The sequence below is a fragment of the Komagataeibacter sp. NFXK3 genome (assembly GCF_054182245.1).
This window is the reverse complement of sequence record NZ_JAPIVJ010000001.1, coordinates 351,356-372,339: the sequence shown is the minus strand read 5'-3', so window position 1 is coordinate 372,339 and position 20,984 is coordinate 351,356. Positions and strand designations below refer to the sequence as shown.

Annotated in this window: 20 protein-coding genes; 13 read left to right on the top strand and 7 right to left on the bottom strand. The window is 64.4% G+C overall.

The genetic code is table 11. The annotated features are described in order from the left end of the window. Window positions 1-187: 187 nt before the first annotated feature. Window positions 188-958, top strand: coding sequence for a Crp/Fnr family transcriptional regulator (locus OQZ28_RS01800; RefSeq protein WP_130730825.1), 771 nt, complete (start codon window positions 188-190; stop codon window positions 956-958). Here OQZ28_RS01800 and OQZ28_RS01795 read toward each other — a convergent pair. Then, window positions 955-2,157: an AI-2E family transporter gene (locus tag OQZ28_RS01795; RefSeq protein WP_130730892.1), complete on the bottom strand. Its 1,203-nt coding sequence runs from the start codon at window positions 2,155-2,157 to the stop codon at window positions 955-957. The genes OQZ28_RS01800 and OQZ28_RS01795 overlap by 4 nt on opposite strands. 358 nt (window positions 2,158-2,515) lie before the next feature. Between OQZ28_RS01795 and pqqA the strand changes: the two genes are divergently transcribed. Genes pqqA through pqqE form a run of 5 tightly spaced genes read left to right on the top strand, consistent with a single transcriptional unit; the run spans window position 2,516 to window position 5,694 of the window. Further along, on the top strand, window positions 2,516-2,596 hold the full coding sequence (pqqA, locus tag OQZ28_RS01790; RefSeq protein ID WP_010508617.1) for a pyrroloquinoline quinone precursor peptide PqqA: 81 nt from the start codon (window positions 2,516-2,518) through the stop codon (window positions 2,594-2,596). 59 nt (window positions 2,597-2,655) lie between these two features. Next, window positions 2,656-3,579 (top strand): pyrroloquinoline quinone biosynthesis protein PqqB, encoded by a 924-nt coding sequence (gene pqqB, locus OQZ28_RS01785; protein ID WP_130730824.1) that lies wholly within the window; start codon window positions 2,656-2,658, stop codon window positions 3,577-3,579. Next, window positions 3,576-4,313, top strand: a complete 738-nt coding sequence (gene pqqC / locus OQZ28_RS01780) for a pyrroloquinoline-quinone synthase PqqC (protein WP_130730823.1) — start codon at window positions 3,576-3,578, stop codon at window positions 4,311-4,313. The genes pqqB and pqqC overlap by 4 nt, the downstream gene beginning before the upstream one ends. Then, the gene (gene pqqD, locus OQZ28_RS01775; protein ID WP_130730822.1) at window positions 4,310-4,591 is read left to right on the top strand and encodes a pyrroloquinoline quinone biosynthesis peptide chaperone PqqD; all 282 of its coding nucleotides are present in this window, start codon (window positions 4,310-4,312) and stop codon (window positions 4,589-4,591) included. Before pqqC ends, pqqD begins: the two co-directional genes overlap by 4 nt. Continuing rightward, window positions 4,588-5,694 carry a pyrroloquinoline quinone biosynthesis protein PqqE gene (gene pqqE, locus OQZ28_RS01770; protein ID WP_130730821.1) on the top strand — a complete coding sequence of 369 codons (1,107 nt, stop codon included), beginning with the start codon at window positions 4,588-4,590 and terminating at the stop codon, window positions 5,692-5,694. The genes pqqD and pqqE overlap by 4 nt, the downstream gene beginning before the upstream one ends. On the opposite strand, the gene OQZ28_RS01765 is transcribed toward pqqE, so the two are convergent. Both OQZ28_RS01765 and OQZ28_RS01760 read right to left on the bottom strand, forming a co-directional pair. Next, the gene (locus OQZ28_RS01765; RefSeq protein ID WP_242621741.1) at window positions 5,675-7,345 is read right to left on the bottom strand and encodes a stimulus-sensing domain-containing protein; all 1,671 of its coding nucleotides are present in this window, start codon (window positions 7,343-7,345) and stop codon (window positions 5,675-5,677) included. The two genes, pqqE and OQZ28_RS01765, sit on opposite strands and share 20 nt — an antisense overlap. Before the next feature lie 110 nt (window positions 7,346-7,455). Further along, window positions 7,456-8,166, bottom strand: coding sequence for a response regulator transcription factor (locus OQZ28_RS01760; protein WP_061275238.1), 711 nt, complete (start codon window positions 8,164-8,166; stop codon window positions 7,456-7,458). Window positions 8,167-8,410: 244 nt separating this feature from the next. On the opposite strand from OQZ28_RS01760, the gene OQZ28_RS01755 reads away from it, so the two are divergent. From OQZ28_RS01755 to metK, 5 genes are all read left to right on the top strand, one after another. Then, entirely contained in the window at window positions 8,411-9,031 is a 621-nt protein-coding gene (locus tag OQZ28_RS01755) for a nucleotide exchange factor GrpE (protein WP_458134971.1), read from the top strand. A gap of 186 nt (window positions 9,032-9,217) precedes the next feature. Beyond that, complete coding sequence (dnaK, locus tag OQZ28_RS01750) at window positions 9,218-11,122, top strand: molecular chaperone DnaK (protein WP_458134970.1); 1,905 nt, start codon at window positions 9,218-9,220, stop codon at window positions 11,120-11,122. Window positions 11,123-11,311: 189 nt separating this feature from the next. Beyond that, window positions 11,312-12,436 (top strand): molecular chaperone DnaJ, encoded by a 1,125-nt coding sequence (gene dnaJ, locus OQZ28_RS01745; RefSeq protein ID WP_458134969.1) that lies wholly within the window; start codon window positions 11,312-11,314, stop codon window positions 12,434-12,436. Between the two features lie 184 nt (window positions 12,437-12,620). Continuing rightward, the gene (gene dapB, locus OQZ28_RS01740) at window positions 12,621-13,409 is read left to right on the top strand and encodes a 4-hydroxy-tetrahydrodipicolinate reductase (protein ID WP_458134968.1); all 789 of its coding nucleotides are present in this window, start codon (window positions 12,621-12,623) and stop codon (window positions 13,407-13,409) included. A 265-nt stretch (window positions 13,410-13,674) separates the two neighbouring features. Further along, window positions 13,675-14,862, top strand: a complete 1,188-nt coding sequence (gene metK / locus OQZ28_RS01735; RefSeq protein WP_130730815.1) for a methionine adenosyltransferase — start codon at window positions 13,675-13,677, stop codon at window positions 14,860-14,862. Here the strand turns inward: metK and OQZ28_RS01730 are convergent. Next, the gene (locus OQZ28_RS01730) at window positions 14,852-14,992 is read right to left on the bottom strand and encodes a hypothetical protein (protein WP_165399108.1); all 141 of its coding nucleotides are present in this window, start codon (window positions 14,990-14,992) and stop codon (window positions 14,852-14,854) included. The genes metK and OQZ28_RS01730 overlap by 11 nt on opposite strands. A gap of 39 nt (window positions 14,993-15,031) precedes the next feature. Between OQZ28_RS01730 and trmB the strand changes: the two genes are divergently transcribed. Beyond that, window positions 15,032-15,736 (top strand): tRNA (guanine(46)-N(7))-methyltransferase TrmB, encoded by a 705-nt coding sequence (gene trmB / locus OQZ28_RS01725; protein WP_458134967.1) that lies wholly within the window; start codon window positions 15,032-15,034, stop codon window positions 15,734-15,736. Here the strand turns inward: trmB and OQZ28_RS01720 are convergent, their stop codons facing one another. Both OQZ28_RS01720 and OQZ28_RS01715 read right to left on the bottom strand, forming a co-directional pair. Then, window positions 15,737-16,678 carry an SDR family oxidoreductase gene (locus tag OQZ28_RS01720; protein WP_458134966.1) on the bottom strand — a complete coding sequence of 314 codons (942 nt, stop codon included), beginning with the start codon at window positions 16,676-16,678 and terminating at the stop codon, window positions 15,737-15,739. Continuing rightward, window positions 16,675-17,343, bottom strand: a complete 669-nt coding sequence (locus tag OQZ28_RS01715; RefSeq protein ID WP_242621732.1) for a DedA family protein — start codon at window positions 17,341-17,343, stop codon at window positions 16,675-16,677. The genes OQZ28_RS01720 and OQZ28_RS01715 overlap by 4 nt, the downstream gene beginning before the upstream one ends. A gap of 96 nt (window positions 17,344-17,439) precedes the next feature. Here OQZ28_RS01715 and OQZ28_RS01710 point away from each other — a divergent pair, with 96 nt between their 5' ends. Then, the gene (locus OQZ28_RS01710; protein ID WP_458134965.1) at window positions 17,440-19,416 is read left to right on the top strand and encodes a S9 family peptidase; all 1,977 of its coding nucleotides are present in this window, start codon (window positions 17,440-17,442) and stop codon (window positions 19,414-19,416) included. Between the two features lie 48 nt (window positions 19,417-19,464). Here the strand turns inward: OQZ28_RS01710 and OQZ28_RS01705 are convergent, their stop codons facing one another. Then, window positions 19,465-20,943, bottom strand: a complete 1,479-nt coding sequence (locus OQZ28_RS01705) for a sugar porter family MFS transporter (protein ID WP_130730811.1) — start codon at window positions 20,941-20,943, stop codon at window positions 19,465-19,467. Between the last annotated feature and the right edge of the window lie 41 nt (window positions 20,944-20,984).

Sequence of the window (20,984 nt, the reverse complement as noted above, 5' to 3'; positions counted from 1 at the left end):
AGAATTTTTTGTTATGATCGGTCGTGTTTACCTTATATTTCCGGGTTGACCGCATTGATTTACATCAACCCATCAGCCATAGTCGGTGCTCTTGGCGAATGCATTTATTGTATTTCTAGGGAGCCAGGGCATGTCCGGTTACTTCGGCGCCGGAACGCGGGCGCCTGAAAGTGAATTGGAAATTATCATGTCGGATATGCCTTCGTGTCAGTTTGAATCGAGGCCACGGCGTATCGTGATCGGGTCGGGTGGCGTGCAGGCGGATTTCTGCACCAATTGCAGCGTTCGCCCCACCAGCGTCTGCAGCGTGATCGAACCCTCCGATATCTCGCGTCTGGCCGAGGTCGCGGTGGAGACCATCGTTTCCCCCGGTCGCGGCTTCATCGAGGAAGGCGCGCCCGCAACCGACTTCTTCAACGTGACATCGGGCACCGTGAAACTGTTCAAGGCCCTGCCCGACGGGCGGCGCCAGATCACCGGTTTCGCGGCGCCGGGGCATTTCCTTGGTCTTGCCGTGTCGGACAGCTACGCCTTTGGCGCGGAGGCGATCGATACGGTGCGCGTATGCCGCTTCTCGCGTGAGAAGATGGGCGAACTGCTCGATGATTTTCCCAAGCTCGAGCGCCGCCTGCTCGAGGAAGCCTCCAACGAACTCGTGGCCGCCCAGAACCAGATGCTCCTGCTGGGCCGCAAGACCGCGCGCGAGCGCGTGGCGAGCTTCCTGCTTGACCAGATGCAGGCAGGCCTCCTGCCCGGCCAGCCACCGCCATCGGGGGGCCGGCTGCACCTGCCCATGACCCGTGGCGATATTGCCGACTATCTCGGCCTGACCATCGAGACCGTCAGCCGCACGCTGAGCTGGATGCGCGGGCAGGGCATGATCGAGGTGGGCAAGGGCTACGCCATTACCATCGTGTCAACGGCCAAGCTTGAGGTGCTGGCTGCAGGCAACAGCTAGTCTTCCAGTCGGTCGGGGTCTTCATCCGGCGTGGCGCTGTCGGGCGTTTCGCTAAACAGCGGTTTTTGTGGCGCGGGATGGGCCGGACCACCGACGATGTGACCCAGCGGGGTCAGGATTTCCACATGGTCGCAGATGATCTTGAACACTGCCAGCAGGGGCACTGACAGGAACGCCCCGAAAATGCCCCACAGCCAGTCCCAGAACATGAGTGACGCCATGACCAGCACCGGGTTGAGCGTAAAGCGCCGCGCCAGCACCATGGGGGTTATGGTCTCGCCTTCCGTCAGGTGAATGCACAGGTAGATGGCCGGGGGCAGCAGCGCCTGCCACACCGACGGATAGACGAACAGCCCCACCAGGAAATAGATGATGATGCCCATCATCGGCCCGATGATGGGAATGTAGTTGAGCAGGAATGCCACAACCCCCCACAGCAGCGGGTTGGGCATGCCCAGCAGCCAGCACTGCACCATGTTCACCATGCCCACGAGGCTGTTGATGATGGTGATGGTGGCCAGGTATTCCGACACGTTGCGCTCGATCTGATAGGCGATCTGCACCGTGCGGCGCTTGTCGGCGAAGGTGGGCATGATCTCGACAAAGCGCCTGAGTAGGCTGTCCCCCTGCGCGAGCAGGAAAAACAGCATCAGGATCATGGTGAAGAACTGGCCCATGAAGGCCTGCGTGCCCAGCAGGATGGAGGAGGAAAAGCGGTCCAGCCCCGCCACCCCGCCACCGCCTGCGGGCGTGGAGACGATGATGACATGCCCGTCCGGCGTCTGCTGTTCTGTGCTGGCGGCGGCATGGCCGCCTGCGATGGTGAGGAAATTGTGGATCCGGTCCGAAGCCCCGGTCAGGAGCTGGAACGGCCCGCGCAGGAAGGCCAGGCGCTCCTGCAATGTATTGATGGCATCGGGCGCGCGCTCCAGCCAGCCCGTGGCGGGCACGGAAATGGCGGTGCCCACCGCTCCCACCACGCCAAATACGCACAGGATCAGGCACAGCGCCGCCAGCGGCTTGGGCAGGTGCAGCCGCGTGTGCAGGAAGCGCAGCGGCGAGGACAGCAGGAGGTTGACCACCAGCGCCAGGATCATGGGCAGGATGATGGCCGAGGCGAAATACAGCGTATAGAACACCGCCAGCACGCTGAGCAGCAGCAGGCAGGCCGTGCGGGTGTCGATGCGGCTATGGCGCATGACCTCGATGGCGCGCTGCTGCTGGACCTGCTCGTAGGATGGTGGCGGCGGGGGCGGTGTCTCGGGCGGCATCGGTTCAGGTCCTGGCTTGTGCTGGCTTGGCCCGTATGGCCGGGGGGGCTTGTCGTCCGCGTTTCCGTGCCAACCCGCTTCTTATGGCGGTATCGGGCAGGCAGGACCAAGGATTTTGGCACATTCCCGCTACGCAGCCATTGCAGGGGGCGGCATGGTACACGCTAACGTGAATTTTCAGGCCCCATATGACCCCACACACGACTTGAAAGTGGCGGGAGACCGGGCTCAAATACACCTTAGACGAAGGTTCCTGCCTTTCGCATACAATCAGATGGAGAGTCCCATGGCCTGGAATACCCCCAAGATCGTTGAAGTCCCCCTGGGCGCCGAGATCAACAGCTACGTCTGCGGCGAAAAGAAGTAAGATGGAAACATCGCCGCCTGTCTCGCACAGGCGGCGATTTTCTTTTACACTCTGCGTCCATGATCGACATTATCGTTCTCGGCGCGGCGGCGGGCGGCGGATTTCCCCAATGGAACTCCAACGCTCCCGGTTGCAGGCGGGCCAGGGCCGGCGATCCGGCAGCCCTGCCCCGCACACAGGCTTCCATCGCCATCAGCGGAGATGGAAAGAACTGGTTCGTGGTCAACGCATCACCTGACCTGCGCACCCAGATCAACCAAACCCCTGCCCTCCACCCCAGCGAGGGCCTGCGCTCAACGCCCATCGCCGGCGTGATCCTGACAGGCGGCGAGGTGGATACCATCACCGGCCTGCTCACCCTGCGCGAGCGACAGCCCTTTACCCTTCTGGCTACGCCCGAAGTGCTGTCCATGCTGGATGCAAACCCCATTTTTGAGGCCCTGAACCGCGCGGTCGTGACCCGTGAACCGATGGGACTGGACCAGCCCGTGGCGCTGAAGCTGACCGATGGCGCGCCCGCGGGCCTGACCATCGTGCCCTTCGCCGTGCCCGGCAAGGTGCCGCTTTATGCCGAGTCCGGCCCTGACCCTGCGGCCATCTGTGAAAATGGCGAGACGATCGGCCTCGAAATTTCCGATGGCAGCCACCGCGTGTGCTTCGTGCCCGGCTGCGCGCGCATGACCGATAACCTGCGCGTGCGCCTGCGCGGGGCGGATGCCGTGTTCTTTGACGGCACGCTGTGGGTGGATGACGAGATGGTGCGCGCGGGCCTGGGCGAGAAGACCGGCCGTCGCATGGGCCACATGTCCATGGACGGGATGGACGGCACCATCGCCGCCCTGCGTGACCTGGGCATCAAGCGCAGGATTTTCATACACATCAACAATTCCAACCCTGTGCTGCTGGCGGATACGCCCGAGCGCGCCGCCGTCGAGGCCGCAGGGTGGGAAATCTCCCATGACGGGATGAGGATTACGGCATGAGCGCACCCCTGCTTTCCCCCGATGAACTTGAAGCCGCACTCCGCGCCATCGGGGCGGAACGCTACCACAACCTGCACCCCTTCCACCGTGCGTTGCATGATGGCAGGCTCAACCGTGCGCAGGTGCAGGCCTGGGCGCTGAACCGCTATTATTACCAGGCCAGCATTCCCGCCAAGGACGCAACGCTGCTCGCCCGCCTGCCCACGGCGGAGCTGCGGCGCGAATGGCGCCGGCGGCTGGTTGACCATGATGGCGACGCACCGGGCACCGGTGGTGTCGCGCGCTGGCTCAAGCTGACCGACGGGCTGGGGCTGGACCGCGCCTATGTGGAGTCGCTCGAAGGGCTGCTGCCCGCCACCCGCTTTGCGGTGGATGCGTATGTGGCCTTCGTGCGCGACCGCTCCATCCTCGAGGCCATCGCCTCCTCGCTGACCGAGCTGTTCTCGCCCACCATCATCAGCGAGCGCGTGGCGGGCATGCTGCGCCATTATGACTTCATCACGCCTGAAACACTCGCCTACTTCCAGCCGCGCCTGACACAGGCCCCGCGTGATTCCGATTTCGCGCTGGGTTACGTGAAGGAACATGCCCGCACGCCCGAGCAGCAGCAGGCCGTGCTCGGCGCGCTCAAGTTCAAGTGCGGCGTGCTGTGGGCCATGCTGGATGAGCTGGAATATGCCTACGTCAATCCCGGCCGCATCCCCCCTGGTGCGTTCCGCCCGGATGCGGCATGAGCGCAGCCCTTACCGACGAGACGGTCATCCGCTTCGCGCGCGGGGTGCGGCTGCAGCATGACCGCGTGCGCGAGCGCTGGATCATCCAGGCGCCGGAGCGGGCCTTCATTCCCGACCCCATCGCAGCAGAAGTGCTCAGACTGGTCGATGGCACGCGCACGCTGGGCCAGATCATTGCCGATCTGGCCAGCCGCTTTGCCGCCCCGGTTGATGTGATCGGGCGCGATGTCCATGTCATGGTCAGTGACCTCATGACCCGACAGGTGCTGGTGGCATGACCGAAACCATTCTCTCGCCCATGAGCCTGCTGGCGGAACTCACGCATCGCTGCCCGTTGCAGTGCCCGTACTGTTCCAACCCGCTGGCGCTGGAGCCGCGTAAAAACGAGCTTTCCACCGCCGAGTGGATCAGCGTGCTCGACCAGGCTGCCGAGATGGGGGTGCTGCAGGTGCATTTCTCCGGCGGCGAGCCGATGAGCCGCCCCGACCTGCCCGAACTCATCCGCCATGCCGTGGGGTTGGGGCTGTACACCAACCTCATCACCTCCGGCGTGCTGCTCAACGAGAAGACCTTTCCCGCGCTGGTGGCGGCGGGACTCGATCACGTCCAGCTTTCGTTTCAGGATATTGATACGGCGAATGCCGAGCTTGTCGGCGGCATGAAGGGCGCGCAGGCCCGCAAGATCGAGGCGGCGCGGCTGGTTGCAGCCGACGGCATGCCGCTGACGCTGAACTTCGTCATCTACCGCGAAAATGCAGATCGCGTGCCGCAGATGCTTGAAGCGGCGCTGCAGATGGGCGCGCGCCGGGTCGAGATCGCCCATACGCAGTATTATGGCTGGGGGCTGGCCAACCGCGAGGCCCTCATGCCTACCGCCGCCCAGCTTGAGCAGACCACCGAGGCGGTGGAAGCCGCGCGGAAAAAATACGAAGGCCGCCTGACCATCGATTACGTCACCCCCGATTACTATGCCGATCGGCCCAAGCCGTGCATGGGCGGCTGGGGGCGGCGGTTCATCAACATCTCGCCCTCGGGCCGGGTGCTGCCGTGCCATGCGGCGGAGACCATCCCCAACGTCGCCTTCCCTGACGTAAGGCATGACACGCTGGACCATATCTGGCGTGAGGCCCCGCTTTTTACCATGTTCCGCGGCACGGACTGGATGCCCCAGCCCTGCCGGAGCTGCGACCAGCGTGAGAAGGACTGGGGCGGCTGCCGCTGCCAGGCCCTGGCGCTGGCGGGCAATGCCGCCGCGACCGACCCGGTGTGTTCGCGCGCACCCGACCATGAGCGGGTCAAGGCCGTGCTCGACACCCTGCCTGCCGAGCCGCCGCCCTTTCGCTACCGGCGTTACGCGCGCGCTACGGATGAGGTCGGCTGACCTCGCCCTTCACGTCCACGCGTGGCAGGCAGATCACGAAGCGCGCACCCTGCACGTGGCCATCGGCATCGACGCGGTTTTCGGCGCTGATGGTGCCGCGCAGGGCCTCGATGATCTGCTTGCTGATGGACAGGCCCAGGCCGGAATGCTGGCCAAAATTCTCGCTGCTCGGCCGCTCGGAATAAAAGCGGTCGAAAATGTTGTCGAGCTTGGCCTGCGGAATGCCGGGCCCTTCATCGCTGACCGCAATCTCCACCATGCCGCCCGCGGGCACCGCGCTGAGCAGGATCTTGCCATCAGGCGGCGAGAACGAGATGGCGTTGCCGATCAGGTTGCGCAGCACCTGCACCAGCCGGTCCTCCACCGCCAGCACCACCAGCCTGCGCTCCGGGCTGTCGCCGCTGCTGGCCACCGCCATGAAGGGCTGGCCCGGCTGGCGCGTGGCCTGATGGATTTCGGCCAGCACGGACAGCAGCGGCACGATGGCCACCGGCTCGGCGCGGGTGCGCGAGAGTTCGGCATCCACGCGGCTGGCATCGGAAATATCGGTAATCAGCCGGTCGAGCCTGCGCACGTCGTCATTGATGATGGACATCAGGCGGCGCTGGCGCTCGGGGTCATCAATGCGCAGCAGGCTTTCAATGGCCGAGCGGATGGAAGAGAGCGGGTTCTTGATCTCGTGGCTGACATCGGCGGCAAAGCGCTCGATGGCGTCCATGCGGGCCCACAGCGCGCTCGCACTGTCCTGCAATGCGCGGGCGACCTCGCCAATCTCGTCGCGCCGGGCCAGCAGGCGCTCGGGCACCATGTCGGTGCGGTCTGAGGATTCGCGCATGGTATGGGCCGAGGCGGCCAGCCGCAGCAGCGGGCGCGCAATGGTGAGCGACAGATACCACGAGAGCAGGATGGTCAGCGCCAGCGCCATGAGGAACAGCGACAGGATGGAGGAGCGCACCGCAAACAGCGAGCGATCGACATCCCTTGCCTCGCGCGTAAGCTGGATGATGCCCACCGTGGTCTGCCCCGCATGCATGACCGGCTCGGCCACGGTCACCATGAGCTGGTGGTCGGCGTTGCGGCGGATATAGGGCGGGATCTCCATCACCCGCGTGCCATCGGGCTGGGTCACGGGCTGGATCGACGGGTCTGAATCCGGCGTGTCCAGAGTCATGATCCGCTCGCCCGAGAGGGTGGGCAACTGCGCCAGAAGCCAGTTATACAGCCGCTCGCCCATATTGATCGATGTGCCGTGGGGCGGGCTTGCATGCTCATCTTCCTCCGCCGGTGGCAAAGGCGTGGCCTTGATGCCGAAGCCTGCCTGTTCCACGCGGCTGTCGGCCACGACCTGGCCATCGGGGGCAAACAGGCGGGCATGGGCGCTCGGGCTGGGCTCGGTCAGGCGCAGCAGCAGCGGGCCCGCGAGGTCAGGCGCCAGGGTCACGTCGCGGCGCGACACGATCACGGCACTCTGCCCCAGCGCGCCGGCATAGATGCGCGCCTGCTCGCGCAGGGCCGAGACCTCGGCCTCGAGCAGGCTGTTCTGGAACTGGGTCAGGTAGAGCAGCGTCAGCGCCAGCAGGCCAAGCGGCAGCGTATTGACCAGAAGGATGCGCCGCATGAGCGGCGAGACCAGCCGGGTGCGGTATTCCATGAATTCCGCGACCGCGTTCTGCCGCTCCCCGCTCCACCGCCGGGGCAGCAGGCGGCGCAGCGGGCGGGGAAGCGGCAGGGAAGACAGGAGGAGACGGGACACCGGCGTGGTCATTCCTCCTTGTAGCGGTAGCCGATGCCGTACAGCGTCTCGATCTGGTTGAACTCGTCATCCACCTGCCGGAACTTCTTGCGCACGCGCTTGATGTGGCTGTCGATGGTGCGGTCATCCACATAGATGTTCTCGCCATAGGCCGCATCGATCAGCTGGTCGCGTGACTTGACCAGGCCGGGGCGCGCGGCAAGCGCCTTGACGAGCAGGAACTCGGTGACCGTAAGCTGGATGTCGCGCCCGTGCCACAGGCACTGGTGGCGGGTTTCATCCAGCGACAGGCCGCCGCGCACCATGGTGCCGGTGGGGCTGATGCCCGCCGCCTCGCTGCGGCTGACCTCGTTGCGGCGCAGCAGCGCGCGGATGCGCTCGAGCAGCAGGCGCTGCGAGAACGGCTTGGTGATGTAGTCATCCGCCCCCAGGCGCAGGCCCATGAGCTGGTCCACCTCCTCATCCTTGGAAGACAGGAAGATCACCGGCAGCTGCGAGCGCGCGCGCAGGCGCTGGAGCAGTTCCATCCCGTCCATGCGCGGCATCTTGATATCAAGTACCGCCAGGTCGGCCGGGCGCGATGACAGACCATGCAGCGCGCTCTCCCCATCGGTATAGGTGCGGACGATGAAGCCTTCCGCCTCCAGTGTCATCTGCACGGAGGTCAGGATGTTCCTGTCATCATCAACCAGCACGATCGTCTGTTTCGTTGGCTCCATGGGGGCTCTCTTTTTGCTCCTTCGCCGATCCGGGCATGACCGCCAGCACCTTGCCTGGCAGGCGCGCGCAGCATAGCGTCATAACCGCCCGCATGTCATGAGGGGATGCGGGTGCCGGGATCCACTGGAATGATAACGTCATTCCGGCTGCTCCGTTCACGGCAGGGACGTTGCGCAAAATCGGCATGCCTGCCGGGAGCGCAGTGCCTTGTCCATCGGTCAGTCGTTACCTACTTGTAAGAGCATGAGCGAGAACACAGACCCCAACCCCTTTGCCGACGCCCCTCACGGCGACGGCACGCCCTCCGATGCGCATGAAGCGCAGGCCCAAGATGAAGCGCAGGCTCATGAAGCGGCAGCGCCCGAGGCGGAAGCCACGGCCGACCCGCGCATAGCCGAGCTTGAAGCCGAAGTCGCTTCCCTGCGCGACAAGTGGATGCGCGCGGAAGCCGATATGCAGAACCTCCGCGTTCGCACAAAGCGCGAAGTGGAAGAAGCCCGGCAGTATGCCGTGCAGAAATTCGCCAAGGACGTGGTCGAGGCTGCCGAGAACCTCAAGCGCGCGCTCGCCAGCCTGCCCAAGCCCGTCGAGGGCGAGGACAGGCTGATCACCAGCATGCGTGAAGGGATCGAGGGCACCGAGCGTTCGTTCATGGGCATTCTCGAGCGCAACGGCATCAAGGCGGAAGACGCGAAGGGCAAGCCCTTTGACGCCAACCTGCATCAGGCCATGAGCCAGCAGCACAGCGACGAACACCCCGAGGATACCGTGCTGGATGCCTGGACCCCGTCATGGACCCTGCACGGGCGGCTGCTCAAGCCGGCCATGGTGGTCGTGTCAAAGGGGCCGGCGCAGGAAGGGTGAAATCCCGCCCGTGCATGGCTGGATCCTCTTGAAAGCGACGCACGGGCTGCCTACATCGGATAATGATAACGGCGTGCGGGTGGATGTGAAAAAAGACAGTCCATGCCACGCGCCGGAATACTGAAAAAAGAAGGGTCTGTCCCGATGCTTCGGGTCCGGACAGGCCGCTGAAAAGGAGAAGATTACATGAGCAAGGTTATCGGTATCGACCTTGGTACGACCAATTCCTGCGTTGCCGTGCGTGAAGGCGACGAGACGCGGGTTATCGAGAACAGCGAAGGCGCACGCACGACCCCGTCGATGGTCGCCTTTACCGCCAGCGGCGAGATGCTCGTAGGCCAGGCCGCCAAGCGCCAGGCCGTCACCAACCCGGCCAACACGCTGTACGCCGTCAAGCGCCTGATCGGCCGCCGTTATGACGACCCGACCGTGGAGAAGGACAAGACCCTTGTTCCCTACGCGATCGTCAAGGGCGACAACGGTGATGCATGGGTCGAGGCACAGGGCAAGAAATACGCACCCTCGCAGATCGCCGCCTTTATCCTGGGCAAGATGAAGGAAACCGCCGAGTCCTATCTGGGCGAGCCGGTCAAGCAGGCCGTCATCACCGTTCCGGCCTACTTCAACGACTCCCAGCGTCAGGCCACGAAGGATGCAGGCCGCATCGCGGGCCTTGAAGTGCTGCGCATCATCAACGAGCCGACCGCTGCTGCCCTGGCCTATGGCCTGGAGAAGAAGAAGCAGGGCACTGTCGCGGTCTATGACCTTGGTGGCGGCACGTTTGACGTGTCCATCCTCGAGATCTCCGAGGATGTGGTCGAGGTGAAGTCCTCCAAGGGTGATACCTTCCTTGGCGGTGAAGACTTCGATGCCCGCATCATCGGCTTCTTGGCCGACGAGTTCAAGCGCGAGCAGGGCATCGACCTGCGTAAGGACGAGATGGCCCTCCAGCGCCTGAAGGAAGCGGCGGAAAAGGCCAAGATCGAGCTCTCCTCCGCCAAGGAGACCGAGATCAACCTGCCGTTCATCACCGCTGACGCGTCGGGCCCCAAGCACATCCAGGTCAAGCTGACCCGTGCGAAGCTGGAAAGCCTGGTCGATGACCTGATCCAGCGCACGCTCGAGCCCTGCCGCGAGGCGATGAAGGATGTGTCCCTCTCGGCGGGCCAGATCGATGAAGTCATCCTCGTGGGCGGCATGACCCGCATGCCCAAGGTGATCGAGACGGTGAAGGAGTTCTTCGGCAAGGACCCCGCCCGCAACGTGAACCCCGACGAAGTGGTCGCCATTGGCGCCGCCGTGCAGGGTGCGGTGCTGCAGGGTGACGTGAAGGACGTGCTGCTGCTCGACGTAACCCCGCTCTCGCTGGGTATCGAGACGCTTGGCGGCGTGTTTACCCGCCTGATCGACCGCAACACGGTCATCCCGGCCAAGAAGAGCCAGACCTTCTCGACCGCGGCGGACAATCAGGACGCCGTGAACATCAAGGTCTATCAGGGCGAGCGTGAAATGGCGGCTGACAACAAGCTGCTGGGCAACTTCGACCTGACCGGCATCGCACCCGCACCGCGTGGCGTGCCGCAGATCGAGGTGACGTTCGACATCGACGCCAACGGCATCGTGTCCGTCTCGGCCAAGGACAAGGCGACCGGCAAGGAACAGCAGATCAAGATCCAGGCTTCTGGCGGTCTGTCCGAGTCCGACATCGAAAAGATGGTGAAGGATGCCGAAGCCAATGCCGAGTCCGACAAGGCCAAGAAGGAGCAGGTCGAGGCCCGCAACCAGGCCGAAGGCATGACCCATCAGGTCGAGAAGTCGCTGGCTGAAGGTGGCGACAAGATCCCGGCTGCTGAAAAGACCGAGGCCGAAGCCGCGATCGCCGCCGTGCGCAAGGCACTTGAAGGCACGGACGCCGAGGCGCTCAAGGCCGCGACCGATCACCTGACGCAGGTTGGCATGAAGATTGGTGAAGCCATCCACAAGGCAGGTCAGGCCGCGGGTGCCGCAGGGGCCGCTGGTGAGGCCGCGCCGAAGGACGAAAAGGTTGTCGACGCCGACTTCGAGGACGTGGACGACTCCAAGAAGTCCTGATTGCCGCAAGGCGTCATACAGGCTCCGGAAAGCGGGGCGCGGGCCTGAGGGTCCGCGCCCCCTTCCACCAAGGTGGCGCCCGTGCTTCTTTGAAGACGGGCGCTTTTCATATGCTGCCCAACAACGACAGATGGAACGCGAGGATCGTGCCGCGACAAGCCGGGCGGCCGCGTTTGCTAGAGGACCGACATGGCCACCAATATAGATTATTACGCAACCCTTGAGGTTGCGCGCGATGCCAACGGCGACGAGATCAAGCGGGCATATCGCAAGCTGGCCATGAAATACCATCCCGACCGCAATCCGGGTGATGCGGAAGCGGAAGACACCTTCAAGAAAATCAATGAAGCCTACAACGTGCTGAAGGATGACCAGAAGCGCGCCGCCTATGACCGCTTTGGCCATGCCGCGTTCGAGGGCGGTGGCGCGGGAGCGGGTGGCTTCGATTTCGGTGGCGACGGGTTTGGCGACATCTTCGAGCAAATGTTCAACGCAATGGGCGGCAGGCGTGGTGGCCGCCGCTCGGGTGCCGATATCCAGGTGCAGGTCAGCATCACCTTTACCGAGGCCTTTGTGGGGGTGAAAAAGGAAATCACCATTCCCACCCGCGTCATCTGCAAAAGCTGTGATGGTTCCGGCTCCGCCGACAAGGACCAGGCGCCCGAAATCTGCCCCTCATGCCACGGCGCGGGCAAGGTGCGCGCGCAGCAGGGCTTTTTCTCCATGCTGGTTCCCTGCCCGACCTGCCACGGCACCGGTCGCCTGATCCGCAACCCGTGCAAGAAATGCCATGGCGCGGGTACGATGGAAAAGAACCGCACCATTGAGGTGGCGATCCCCGCAGGCGTCGAGGATGGCATGCGCATCCGTGTCAGTGGTGAGGGCGAGGCCGGCGGCAAGGGCGTGCCTGCAGGCGACCTGTATGTGAATGTGTCGGTGGAGGCGCACGGCATTTTCCAGCGTGATGGCGCCAATATCTATTGCCGCGTGCCGGTGCGTATGGGGCAGGCCGCCCTTGGCACCGAGATCGAGGTGCCGGTGGTTGATGGCTCGCGCGCCAAGGTCAAGATCCCGGCAGGCACCCAGACGGGCGAGCACTTCCGCCTGCGTGGCAAGGGCTTCTCGGTGCTGCGGTCTTCCGCAAGGGGCGACATGTATATCCAGGTCGTGGTCGAGACCCCGCGCCACCTGAGCAAGCGCCAGCGTGAACTGCTGGAAGAATTCGAGGCCGATGCCGTAGGCCACGCCAAGGGCAGCCCCGAAAGCACCGGCTTCTTCAGCAAGGTGAAGGACTTTTTTGAAGGCAAGCCATAAGCCTGTCCTCACGCCATGGCGACCATGGCCTGCAGGTGGTTGAAATTGCTTATGGGTCAGGTGTAGGGTCGATCCACTATTCATGGTGAATCCCCCCCAACCTGCACCATGGATAGAGTTCAGGCGGCGCGATCCCCCGGTCGCGCCGCCATTTGCATATCTGGGTACTGGTGGAGAAGACAGCATGAACGCGCAGCCCCTGCGGATCGGGATTACGGGCCTTAATGGCCGTGTCGGTCGCCTTCTGGCGCAGGAAGTGCCAGCGGCGGGGGCCGTGCTGGCTGGTGGCACGACGCGCGATGGCTGCCCTGTCGAGGGGATCGACTGCCCCGTGCATGGCAATATTGCTGATCTGGCGCGGGAATGTGATGTGGTGATCGACTTCACCCATGCCAGCACGGTGGTGGGCCATGCCCAGGCCCTGGCAACGGCAGGCACGGCCTGGGTGCTGGGCACGACCGGCCTGTCAGTGGCCGACCAGCAGGCGGTCGATCAGGCCGCGACCCGCATTGCCGTGGTGCAGGCGGCCAATTTCTCGCCCGGGGTGACGCTGGTCACCCGCCTTGCCCGCCAGATGGGTGCCGTCCTGCCCGGCAGCGAGTATGATGCCGAGATCCTTGAAATGCATCATCGGCAGAAAGTGGATGCCCCCTCGGGCACCGCGCTGGCCATGGGCCGCGCGGTGGCGCAGGGGCGGGGAATCAGGCTTGAGGACCATATTGAAAGCGGGCGCGATGGCCATACCGGCCCGCGTGCCGATGGCGCGATCGGTTTCGCGGCCCTGCGCGGCGGGCAGATCGTGGGCGAGCATTCGGTCATTTTTACCTCCAGCCATGAACAGATCAGCCTGACCCATCGTTCCTTTGACCGCAGGGTGTACGCCACGGGCGCGGTCCGCGCCGCGTACTGGCTGCGCGGGCATGAGGTGGGGCTTTATGACATGGAAGATGTGCTGGGCCTGCCGCGCGATTGATGTCAGATTATTGATAATAAAAGATAAAAGTTTTCGGTTGCCGCCTTTTTTCAAAAGGGCGGCGTCATTTGAAGCTTTTTGAAAAAAGCTTCACCAAAACCTTTTTCATGACAGTGCTTCGACCATCCGCGTGCCGCAGGCCATCCGGGAGGGTGGTATTCAGGGAAATGGCTTGACGCTTGGGCGGGTTTCGGCCAAACGCATGCGATCGTACGCCCGGTTTCGCAGGCGTTATTCTACTCCATACGAGGCAGACAGGACCATCATGCGCAATAAAGGCGATTTTCTGTTTACATCGGAATCAGTATCCGAAGGGCATCCCGACAAGGTCGCTGACCGGATCAGTGATACCGTTCTCGATGCATTCCTGACAGCAGACGGTGAATCCCGCGTTGCGTGTGAAACGATGGTCACCACCAACCGCATCATCCTTGCCGGTGAAGTGCGTGGTCCGTCTTCCGTAACCCCTGACCTGCTGATTCAGGGCGCGCGCGATGCGGTGAAGGACATCGGCTACGACCAGGCCGGTTTCTCATGGCGCAATGCCGAGGTGGAATACTACCTGCATGCCCAGTCCGCCGATATCGCCGTGGGCGTTGACAGCGCGGGCGAGAAGGATGAAGGCGCAGGCGACCAGGGCATCATGTTCGGCTTCGCCACGCGCGAGACCGAAAGCCTCATGCCCGCGCCGCTGTTCTACGCGCATGACATCCTTCACCGCGTGCGCGACCTGCGCAAGGCGGGCGACCCGCGCGCCGCAGCCCTGCAGCCCGATGCCAAGAGCCAGGTCACGCTGCGCTATGTCGATGGTAAGCCCGTGGGCGCCACCTCGGTCGTGATCTCGACCCAGCACGTGGAAGGCGCCAGCCAAGCCACCATCCGCGAGGAACTCGGCAGCATCGTGCGCGATGTGCTGCCCGAGGGCTGGATGCCGCCGGAAGATGAATTCTACGTCAACCCCACCGGCGTGTTCGTGATCGGCGGCCCCGATGGCGATTGCGGCCTGACCGGGCGCAAGATCATTGTCGACACCTATGGCGGTGCGGCCCCGCATGGCGGCGGCGCGTTCTCGGGCAAGGACCCCACGAAGGTGGACCGTTCGGCAGCCTATGCCTGCCGCTACCTGGCCAAGAACGTCGTGGCCGCAGGCCTTGCCGATCGCTGCACGCTGCAGATCTCCTACGCCATTGGCGTCTCGCACCCACTTTCGGTCTATGTGGACCTTGATGGCACGGGCAAGGACATTGATGAGGCAAAGCTGGGCCGCGTCCTGCGCGAGGTCATGGACCTCAGCCCGCGCGGCATCCGCAAGCACCTGCGCCTCAACCGCCCCATCTACACCCAGACCTCCGCCTACGGCCATTTCGGCCGCACGCCGGATGCAGCGAAGGACGACTTCACCTGGGAGCAGACCGATCTGGTCGATGCCCTGCGTGGCGCGTTCAACCGCTAAAAGACAATAAAAGTTTTTGGGTGCGGCTTTTTTTCAAAAAGGCTGCACCAGAAACTTCTGTATCAAGGGGGCTTGCCATGGCTGCTTGCAAAAGCGGGTCGTGGCGGCCCCCGATGCGTTTTTCAATCATGCCGTGCATTACGGCAGCAGGAGCAGGATTTTCGGATAGATGACGGCCTCCGTGGATGTAAAGCCATCGCCAGACCGACTGTACGGACGCCCGCGCGGCCATACGCTGCGCCCCCGCCAGCAGCGTCTGCTCGACCAGACGCTGCCGCGCATGCGTTTTCCCGAGGCTGCCATTGCTGATCCGGCCACGGGCTTTGGCCATAAGCCCGCGCAGATCTGGCTTGAGGTGGGTTTTGGCGGGGGCGAGCATTCGCTGGCCCAGCATGCCGCTCACCCCGACATAGGCTATATTGCCTGCGAGGTGTTCGAGAACGGCCTGTGTTCCCTGCTTTCGCGCGTCGTGCCCGATGGCGGCGAGGACACCGCCCCCGTCCCCGACATGCTGCGAATATGGGATGAGGATGCGCGCATCCTGCTGCGTGGCCTGCCTGACCAGTCGATCGACCGCATGTTCCTCATGTTCCCCGATCCGTGGCCCAAGTCGCGCCATGCCAAGCGTCGCTTTGTCCACCCCGAGACAGTGAAGCTGGTCGCCCGCGTGCTGCGCCCTGGCGCCCTATGGCGCGTGGCCAGCGATGACCCGACCTATCAGGCCTGGGTGGAGGAAGTGATGGGCGCGCAGGACCTGTTTGATACCGCACCTCCCGCCACCGTGCGGCCCGAGGGCTGGGCCCCCACCCGGTACGAGGCCAAGGCAATCAGGGCAGGTCGCCAGCCGCTGTACTGGACCTTCACCCGCCGCTGATCACGACAGCGACGTGCCGGTCAGCCGTTCGGCCGCCTGCCACAGCCGCCTGGCAATGGTCAGGTCGCGGGCGGCGGGCGGCACGAAGGCCTCGGTCACTGGCCCCCGGCGCTCGCCCCAGCCACCGGGGCCGTAGTAACCGCCATCACGCGCCTCGGGCGCCATGGCGGCGAATTCGATGGGCAGCGCCCCATCGGCAGCGGACTGCCCCATGAGCCGGAACGCCCATACCGCGCCAAAGCGGGTCATGCGTTCATGCAGGCCCTGTTCGGTATTGAGGCGGCTGGTGGCGATATCGGTCATGGACCAGCCGGGATGGGCTGCGATGGAATGCAGGTTCCAGCCATGCGTGCGGGCCTGCCGGTCAAGCTCCAGCGCCAGAATGAGATCGGCCAGCTTGCTCTGGCGGTAGGCGCGGAACGGCGCGTAGCGGCGGCGGGCCTGCAGGTCGTCAAACACGATCTGGCCGGTCAGCGCCGCAAGGCTCGCCACCGTCACCACGCGGCCGCCATGGCGGGGCGCGCACAGCAGTGGCCGCAGCCGCGCGGTGAGCGCGAAGGGGCCAAGGAAATTGGTGCCGAACTGCAGTTCGAACCCGTCGCGCGTTTCCAGCCGGTGGGGCGTGCCCATCACGCCCGCATTGTTGACCAGCACATCGAGCGTATCGGTCTCGGCGGCGAGGTCGCGGGCAAAGGTTGCGATGGATTCAAGCGAGGCGACATCAAGCAGGCGGAAGGAGGCGCTGGCTCCCGGTGCGTCCTGTTGCAGGCGCGTGAGTGCCGCCAGCCCCTTGTCGGGGTTGCGGCCCGCCAGCATGACCCGCGCGCCGCGCCGTGCCAGGCCAAGGGCGGTCTGGTAGCCCAGGCCACCGGTCGCACCCGTGACCAGGGCCAGGCGCCCGTCCATGCGGGGGGCCTGTTTTATGGTCCAGTGTCTGCTCATGGTTCAGCCTGTTCTCCGGGTTGGTTCATTTCTTTCTCGGCAGTGGCTTCCGCCTCGGCCGTCAGCCGTGCTTCGTTGCGGCGCAGGAAGATGATGGCACACACCAGCACGATCCCGCCACAGATGGCGACCGTCATGCCCACCGGGCCGGACAACCGCGTGATGCGGTTGCCCAGGTAATAGGCCGCGTAGGCATAGCCCCCCGCCCATAATATGCCCCCCATGGCATTGAACAGCAGGAATTTGGGCCATGACATATGGTTGGCGCCCGCCAGCAGGGCAACAAACACCCGCAGGATGGCGATAAAGCGCCCCACGAACACGATGATGCCTCCATGCCGGTGGAACAGGAAGCGCCCCAGTTGCAGCCGCCGCGCAGTCAGCCCGATCCGCGCGCCCTTGCGCTCGAGCAGCGGGTAGCCCAGCCATTTGCCAATCAGGTAGCCGCAGTTGTCGCCCATGATCGCGCCTATGATGGCAGCCGTCGCCACCCATCTTATGTCCAGCCTGTGGGTGGTGGCGCAGTAAAGGGCTGCGGAGATGACCAGTGTTTCCGCCGGGAGGGGGATGCCCATGCTCTCGAGCATGACAATGACGCCGATTACGCCATAGCCGTAATGCTGGAAAAGGGATTCAAGATGGTGAAGCAGCGGACTACCTGTCACAGATAAGAAGATTATGTAGGGTACGGGCACAGGCCGTGAAACACGGTTTGGGCAATCCCGATACCATTGTCACGCACAAATGGCAGGAGCTAAAGCATGACCCAGTCCGGCACCAGCAGCAAGGCGGACATCGCCATACGACCTTACGGCACATGGTCCTCACCCGTCAGTGCGGCGCTGGTGGCGGGGCAGACGGTGTCGCTGTCTGATGTGCGGGTCGATGGGCGGGATATTTACTGGATCGAGGGCCGCCCGGCCGAAGGCGGCCGCCGGGTGCTGGTGCGTGCCCGCGCGGGTGTTGTGGCGGACATGACCCCTGCCCCGTTTGATGTCGGCACGCGCGTGCATGAATATGGCGGCGGGGCATATGCGGTCTGCCAGGGCCGGATTGCACTGAGCAACCGGCGTGATGGCAGCGTGTGGCTGATGGAAGGCGGGCAGTCGCGCTGCCTTGCCGCAGGTGCGGGCCTGCGCTTTGCCGACCTGACCTTCAGTGCCGATGGCCGCTTCCTGTTCTGCGTGCGTGAGGATCATGGCGTGGAAGAGGGCGAGCCCGCCGCCGCCATCGTGGTGTTCGACTGCATGGCGGTGGTGGAAGACCCTGCCTTCAATGGTGGCACCCCGCTGGTGATGGGGCCGGATTTCCTGTCCTCGCCCCGTCCCTCGCCCGATGGGCGGTACCTGGCCTGGATCGAGTGGGACCACCCCGCCATGCCGTGGGACACCACCCGCCTGCGGGTCGCCACCCTGCTGCAGGAAGGCTGTGACCCCCCTCGCCTCGCCGCACCGTGGACGCTGGCGGGCGAGGATGGGCAGGCGGAATCGGTCATTGAACCAAGCTGGGATGCGGCAGGTCGCCTGCTTGCCCTGTCGGACCGCAGCGGGTGGTGGAACCTCTACCGTTTCGACACCACATCCTCCGCCCCGGTGGCGGTGGCCCCCATGCAGGCCGAAATTGGCCAGCCGCACTGGATCTTTGGCCTGCGCAGCTACGCGCTGCTGGCCGATGGCGCGATCCTGGCCATGATCGTAAGCGGTGGTGAAGCCCACATGGCCTGCCTGCGTGATGGCGTGGCGACACCCGTGGCCCTTGGCCACCCCGCCGGCTGCCCCGTGCCGGTGGAAGGCGGCGGCTTTGCGTGGCTTGACGCGCCGCCTGACAACGCGGCGGCGGTGGTGACAGGCAGCCCGGGGCAGACGCATGTGCTGCGCCGTGCAACCGATCTGCCGCTTGCACCCGCTGATATTGCCCTGCCGCGCGCCATCACCTTTCCCCTGCCTGCGGGCGAGGGCACGGGCCAGGCCTTTTTCTATGCGCCTGCCAGCAGCCGCTGCGGCGGCCCTGCGGGTGAAAAGCCGCCGCTGGTGGTCATGGCCCATGGCGGGCCGACCGGGCGGGCAAGTGCCGCCTTCTCGTTCAAGGTGCAGTGGTGGACCAGCCGGGGCTTTGCGGTCGTTGATGTCAATTATGGCGGCTCGACCGGCTTTGGCCGTGCCTACCGCCAGCGGCTTGAGGGCCAGTGGGGCGTGGTGGATGTGGATGACTGCATCGCCGCCTGCCATTATCTGGCGGCGCAGGGGCTGGTCGACCCCACCCGCATCGTCATACGCGGCAGCAGTGCTGGCGGGTTGACGGTGCTGCTGGCTCTGGCGCGCTCCGACCTGTTTGCCGCGGGCACCAGCCTGTATGGCGTGACCGACCTGCGGGCGCTGGCAACCGATACCCACAAGTTCGAGTCACGCTATCTTGATACGCTGGTTGGCCCCTACCCTGCCGATGAAGCGACCTATCTGACCCGCTCTCCCATCACGCAGGTCGCGCACATCAAGGCGCCGGTGCTGTTTTTGCAGGGGCTGGATGACAAGGTGGTGCCGCCCTCGCAGGCGCGCTCCATGGTTACTGCGCTGCGGGGGCAGGGCGTGCCGTGTGCCTTGTATGAATTTGCAGGCGAGGGCCACGGTTTCCGGCAGGAGGCGACCATACGGCAGGCCTGGGAGCTGGAACTGGCCTTCTACCAGCAGGTGCTGCGCCTGCCCGTGACCCCTGCCCTGTCGGTTGAACTGAAGGCGTAAGGCAGAATGCCGCCTTTTTGAAAAAAGGCGGCACCCAGAAACAAACTTTTATTCTTCTTCCTCCACGATCGCGGTGTTGCCGCGCGTGGGGCGGAAGCGCCCTTCACGCAGGGCCTCCTCGATATCCTCAAGCGAGGCGCCGCGTGTTTCAGGCACCATGAAATACACGAACAGCACCGAAAGCAGGTTCACCCCGGCATAGAACCACATGGTGCCCCCCAGCGTGATCTTGGTGACCAGCGTGAGCGCCGTGCTGGTGACCAGCAGGTCACTGCCCCACAGCATGGCCGAATGCAGGCTGGTGGCGTTGCCGCGCATGGAGAGCGGGAACATCTCGGCACCGAGCAGCCAGCCCACCACCTGAATGCCACCGGCGTTGAACACCATGAACAGCAGCATGAACACAATGATCAGCCAGCTGCCCATGCTGCCCGGCTGCGGGTGGGCGAGGAACATGATGCCCAGCCCGATCAGGCTCAGCACGCTGCCCGGCCCCATGACCAGCACAAGGCGGCGGCGGCCGATGCGGTCGACAATGTTCGAGCCCAGTACGGTCATGACCAGGTAGATGATGGAAATGCCGATGCTGGCCATCAGCGCCGATGAGCTGCCAAACCCCGCATCCGACAGGAAGGTCGGCGCGTAGTAGATCATCATCTCCAGCCCGCCTGCCTGCGTGAAGAACGCGACGCCAAGGGCGGCCACGAGTGCGGGGCGCACCCAGGGCTGGCGGATGCCGCGCCAGCCGATGTCGCGCGGGTCGGTCTCTTCATTGGCGTTGGCGTGGATGCGGCGCATCTCGCGGCGGATCTCGCGCTCGGAGGTGCGGATGCGCTGGAGCTGCTCAAGGGCGGAATCCAGGCTTTCATGCTCCGCCGCCCAGCGCGGGCTCTTGGGCAGGAAGAACATGGAGATGAACACGCCCGCCGCCGGAATGGCCGCAATGGCCACCATCGGCCGCCAGCCCCACGCATCACGCGCGGCAAAGCCTATGATGTTGGCGGCAAAGATGCCGATGCCGATGGCGATGTTGAACATCGTGACCATGTGGCCGCGCTTGTGCGCGGGGGCGAGTTCCGAGATGTACATCGGCACCACCTGCGTGGAGCCGCCGACTGCAAGCCCGAGGAACACGCGCGCCGCGATGAGCGTATAGACATCGGGTGAAAACGCGCAGGCCAGCGCGCCAAGCACGAACACCGCCGTGACGATCATGACCGATTTGCGCCGGCCATAATGCTCCGACAGCCAGCCGGTGAGCAGCGAGCCGAGCACGGCACCCGCGAGAATGGCGGAGGCCACCATTTCCTGCAGGAAGCTGCTGAGATGGAAGTCCTTGGTAATGAGCAAGAGCGCGCCCGACACGATGCCGGTATCGTAACCATAGAGGCCGCCACAGATTGCGGCCACGATGGCTGCGAGCCACAGGGTCTTGCGCGCGTTGGGTGAAATCTCGATCTGGGACAGATCGGGTAGCGGTTCGGTTGGTTGCTGGGTGTTCTGGGGTGGGGGGGACTGGGTGTTCATGCGGGTGCCTTTTCCTTTCCTTGTTGTTATAATTCATCCGT

Bases quoted from the DNA above. Each gene is read 5' to 3' on its own strand.
- pqqC (WP_130730823.1), top strand. From the start codon at position 3,576: ATGAGCGCACCCCTGCTTTCCCCCGATGAACTTGAAGCCGCACTCCGC.
- trmB (WP_458134967.1), top strand. From the start codon at position 15,032: ATGACGGCCTCCGTGGATGTAAAGCCATCGCCAGACCGACTGTACGGA.
- dnaJ (WP_458134969.1), top strand. From the start codon at position 11,312: ATGGCCACCAATATAGATTATTACGCAACCCTTGAGGTTGCGCGCGAT.
- OQZ28_RS01760 (WP_061275238.1), bottom strand. From the start codon at position 8,166: ATGGAGCCAACGAAACAGACGATCGTGCTGGTTGATGATGACAGGAAC.
- pqqA (WP_010508617.1), top strand. From the start codon at position 2,516: ATGGCCTGGAATACCCCCAAGATCGTTGAAGTCCCCCTGGGCGCCGAG.
- metK (WP_130730815.1), top strand. From the start codon at position 13,675: ATGCGCAATAAAGGCGATTTTCTGTTTACATCGGAATCAGTATCCGAA.
- OQZ28_RS01730 (WP_165399108.1), bottom strand. From the start codon at position 14,992: ATGATTGAAAAACGCATCGGGGGCCGCCACGACCCGCTTTTGCAAGCA.
- OQZ28_RS01795 (WP_130730892.1), bottom strand. From the start codon at position 2,157: ATGCGCCATAGCCGCATCGACACCCGCACGGCCTGCCTGCTGCTGCTC.
- pqqB (WP_130730824.1), top strand. From the start codon at position 2,656: ATGATCGACATTATCGTTCTCGGCGCGGCGGCGGGCGGCGGATTTCCC.
- dapB (WP_458134968.1), top strand. From the start codon at position 12,621: ATGAACGCGCAGCCCCTGCGGATCGGGATTACGGGCCTTAATGGCCGT.
- pqqE (WP_130730821.1), top strand. From the start codon at position 4,588: ATGACCGAAACCATTCTCTCGCCCATGAGCCTGCTGGCGGAACTCACG.
- OQZ28_RS01765 (WP_242621741.1), bottom strand. From the start codon at position 7,345: ATGGAATACCGCACCCGGCTGGTCTCGCCGCTCATGCGGCGCATCCTT.
- pqqD (WP_130730822.1), top strand. From the start codon at position 4,310: ATGAGCGCAGCCCTTACCGACGAGACGGTCATCCGCTTCGCGCGCGGG.
- OQZ28_RS01755 (WP_458134971.1), top strand. From the start codon at position 8,411: ATGAGCGAGAACACAGACCCCAACCCCTTTGCCGACGCCCCTCACGGC.
- OQZ28_RS01710 (WP_458134965.1), top strand. From the start codon at position 17,440: ATGACCCAGTCCGGCACCAGCAGCAAGGCGGACATCGCCATACGACCT.
- dnaK (WP_458134970.1), top strand. From the start codon at position 9,218: ATGAGCAAGGTTATCGGTATCGACCTTGGTACGACCAATTCCTGCGTT.
- OQZ28_RS01800 (WP_130730825.1), top strand. From the start codon at position 188: ATGTCGGATATGCCTTCGTGTCAGTTTGAATCGAGGCCACGGCGTATC.
- OQZ28_RS01705 (WP_130730811.1), bottom strand. From the start codon at position 20,943: ATGAACACCCAGTCCCCCCCACCCCAGAACACCCAGCAACCAACCGAA.
- OQZ28_RS01720 (WP_458134966.1), bottom strand. From the start codon at position 16,678: ATGAGCAGACACTGGACCATAAAACAGGCCCCCCGCATGGACGGGCGC.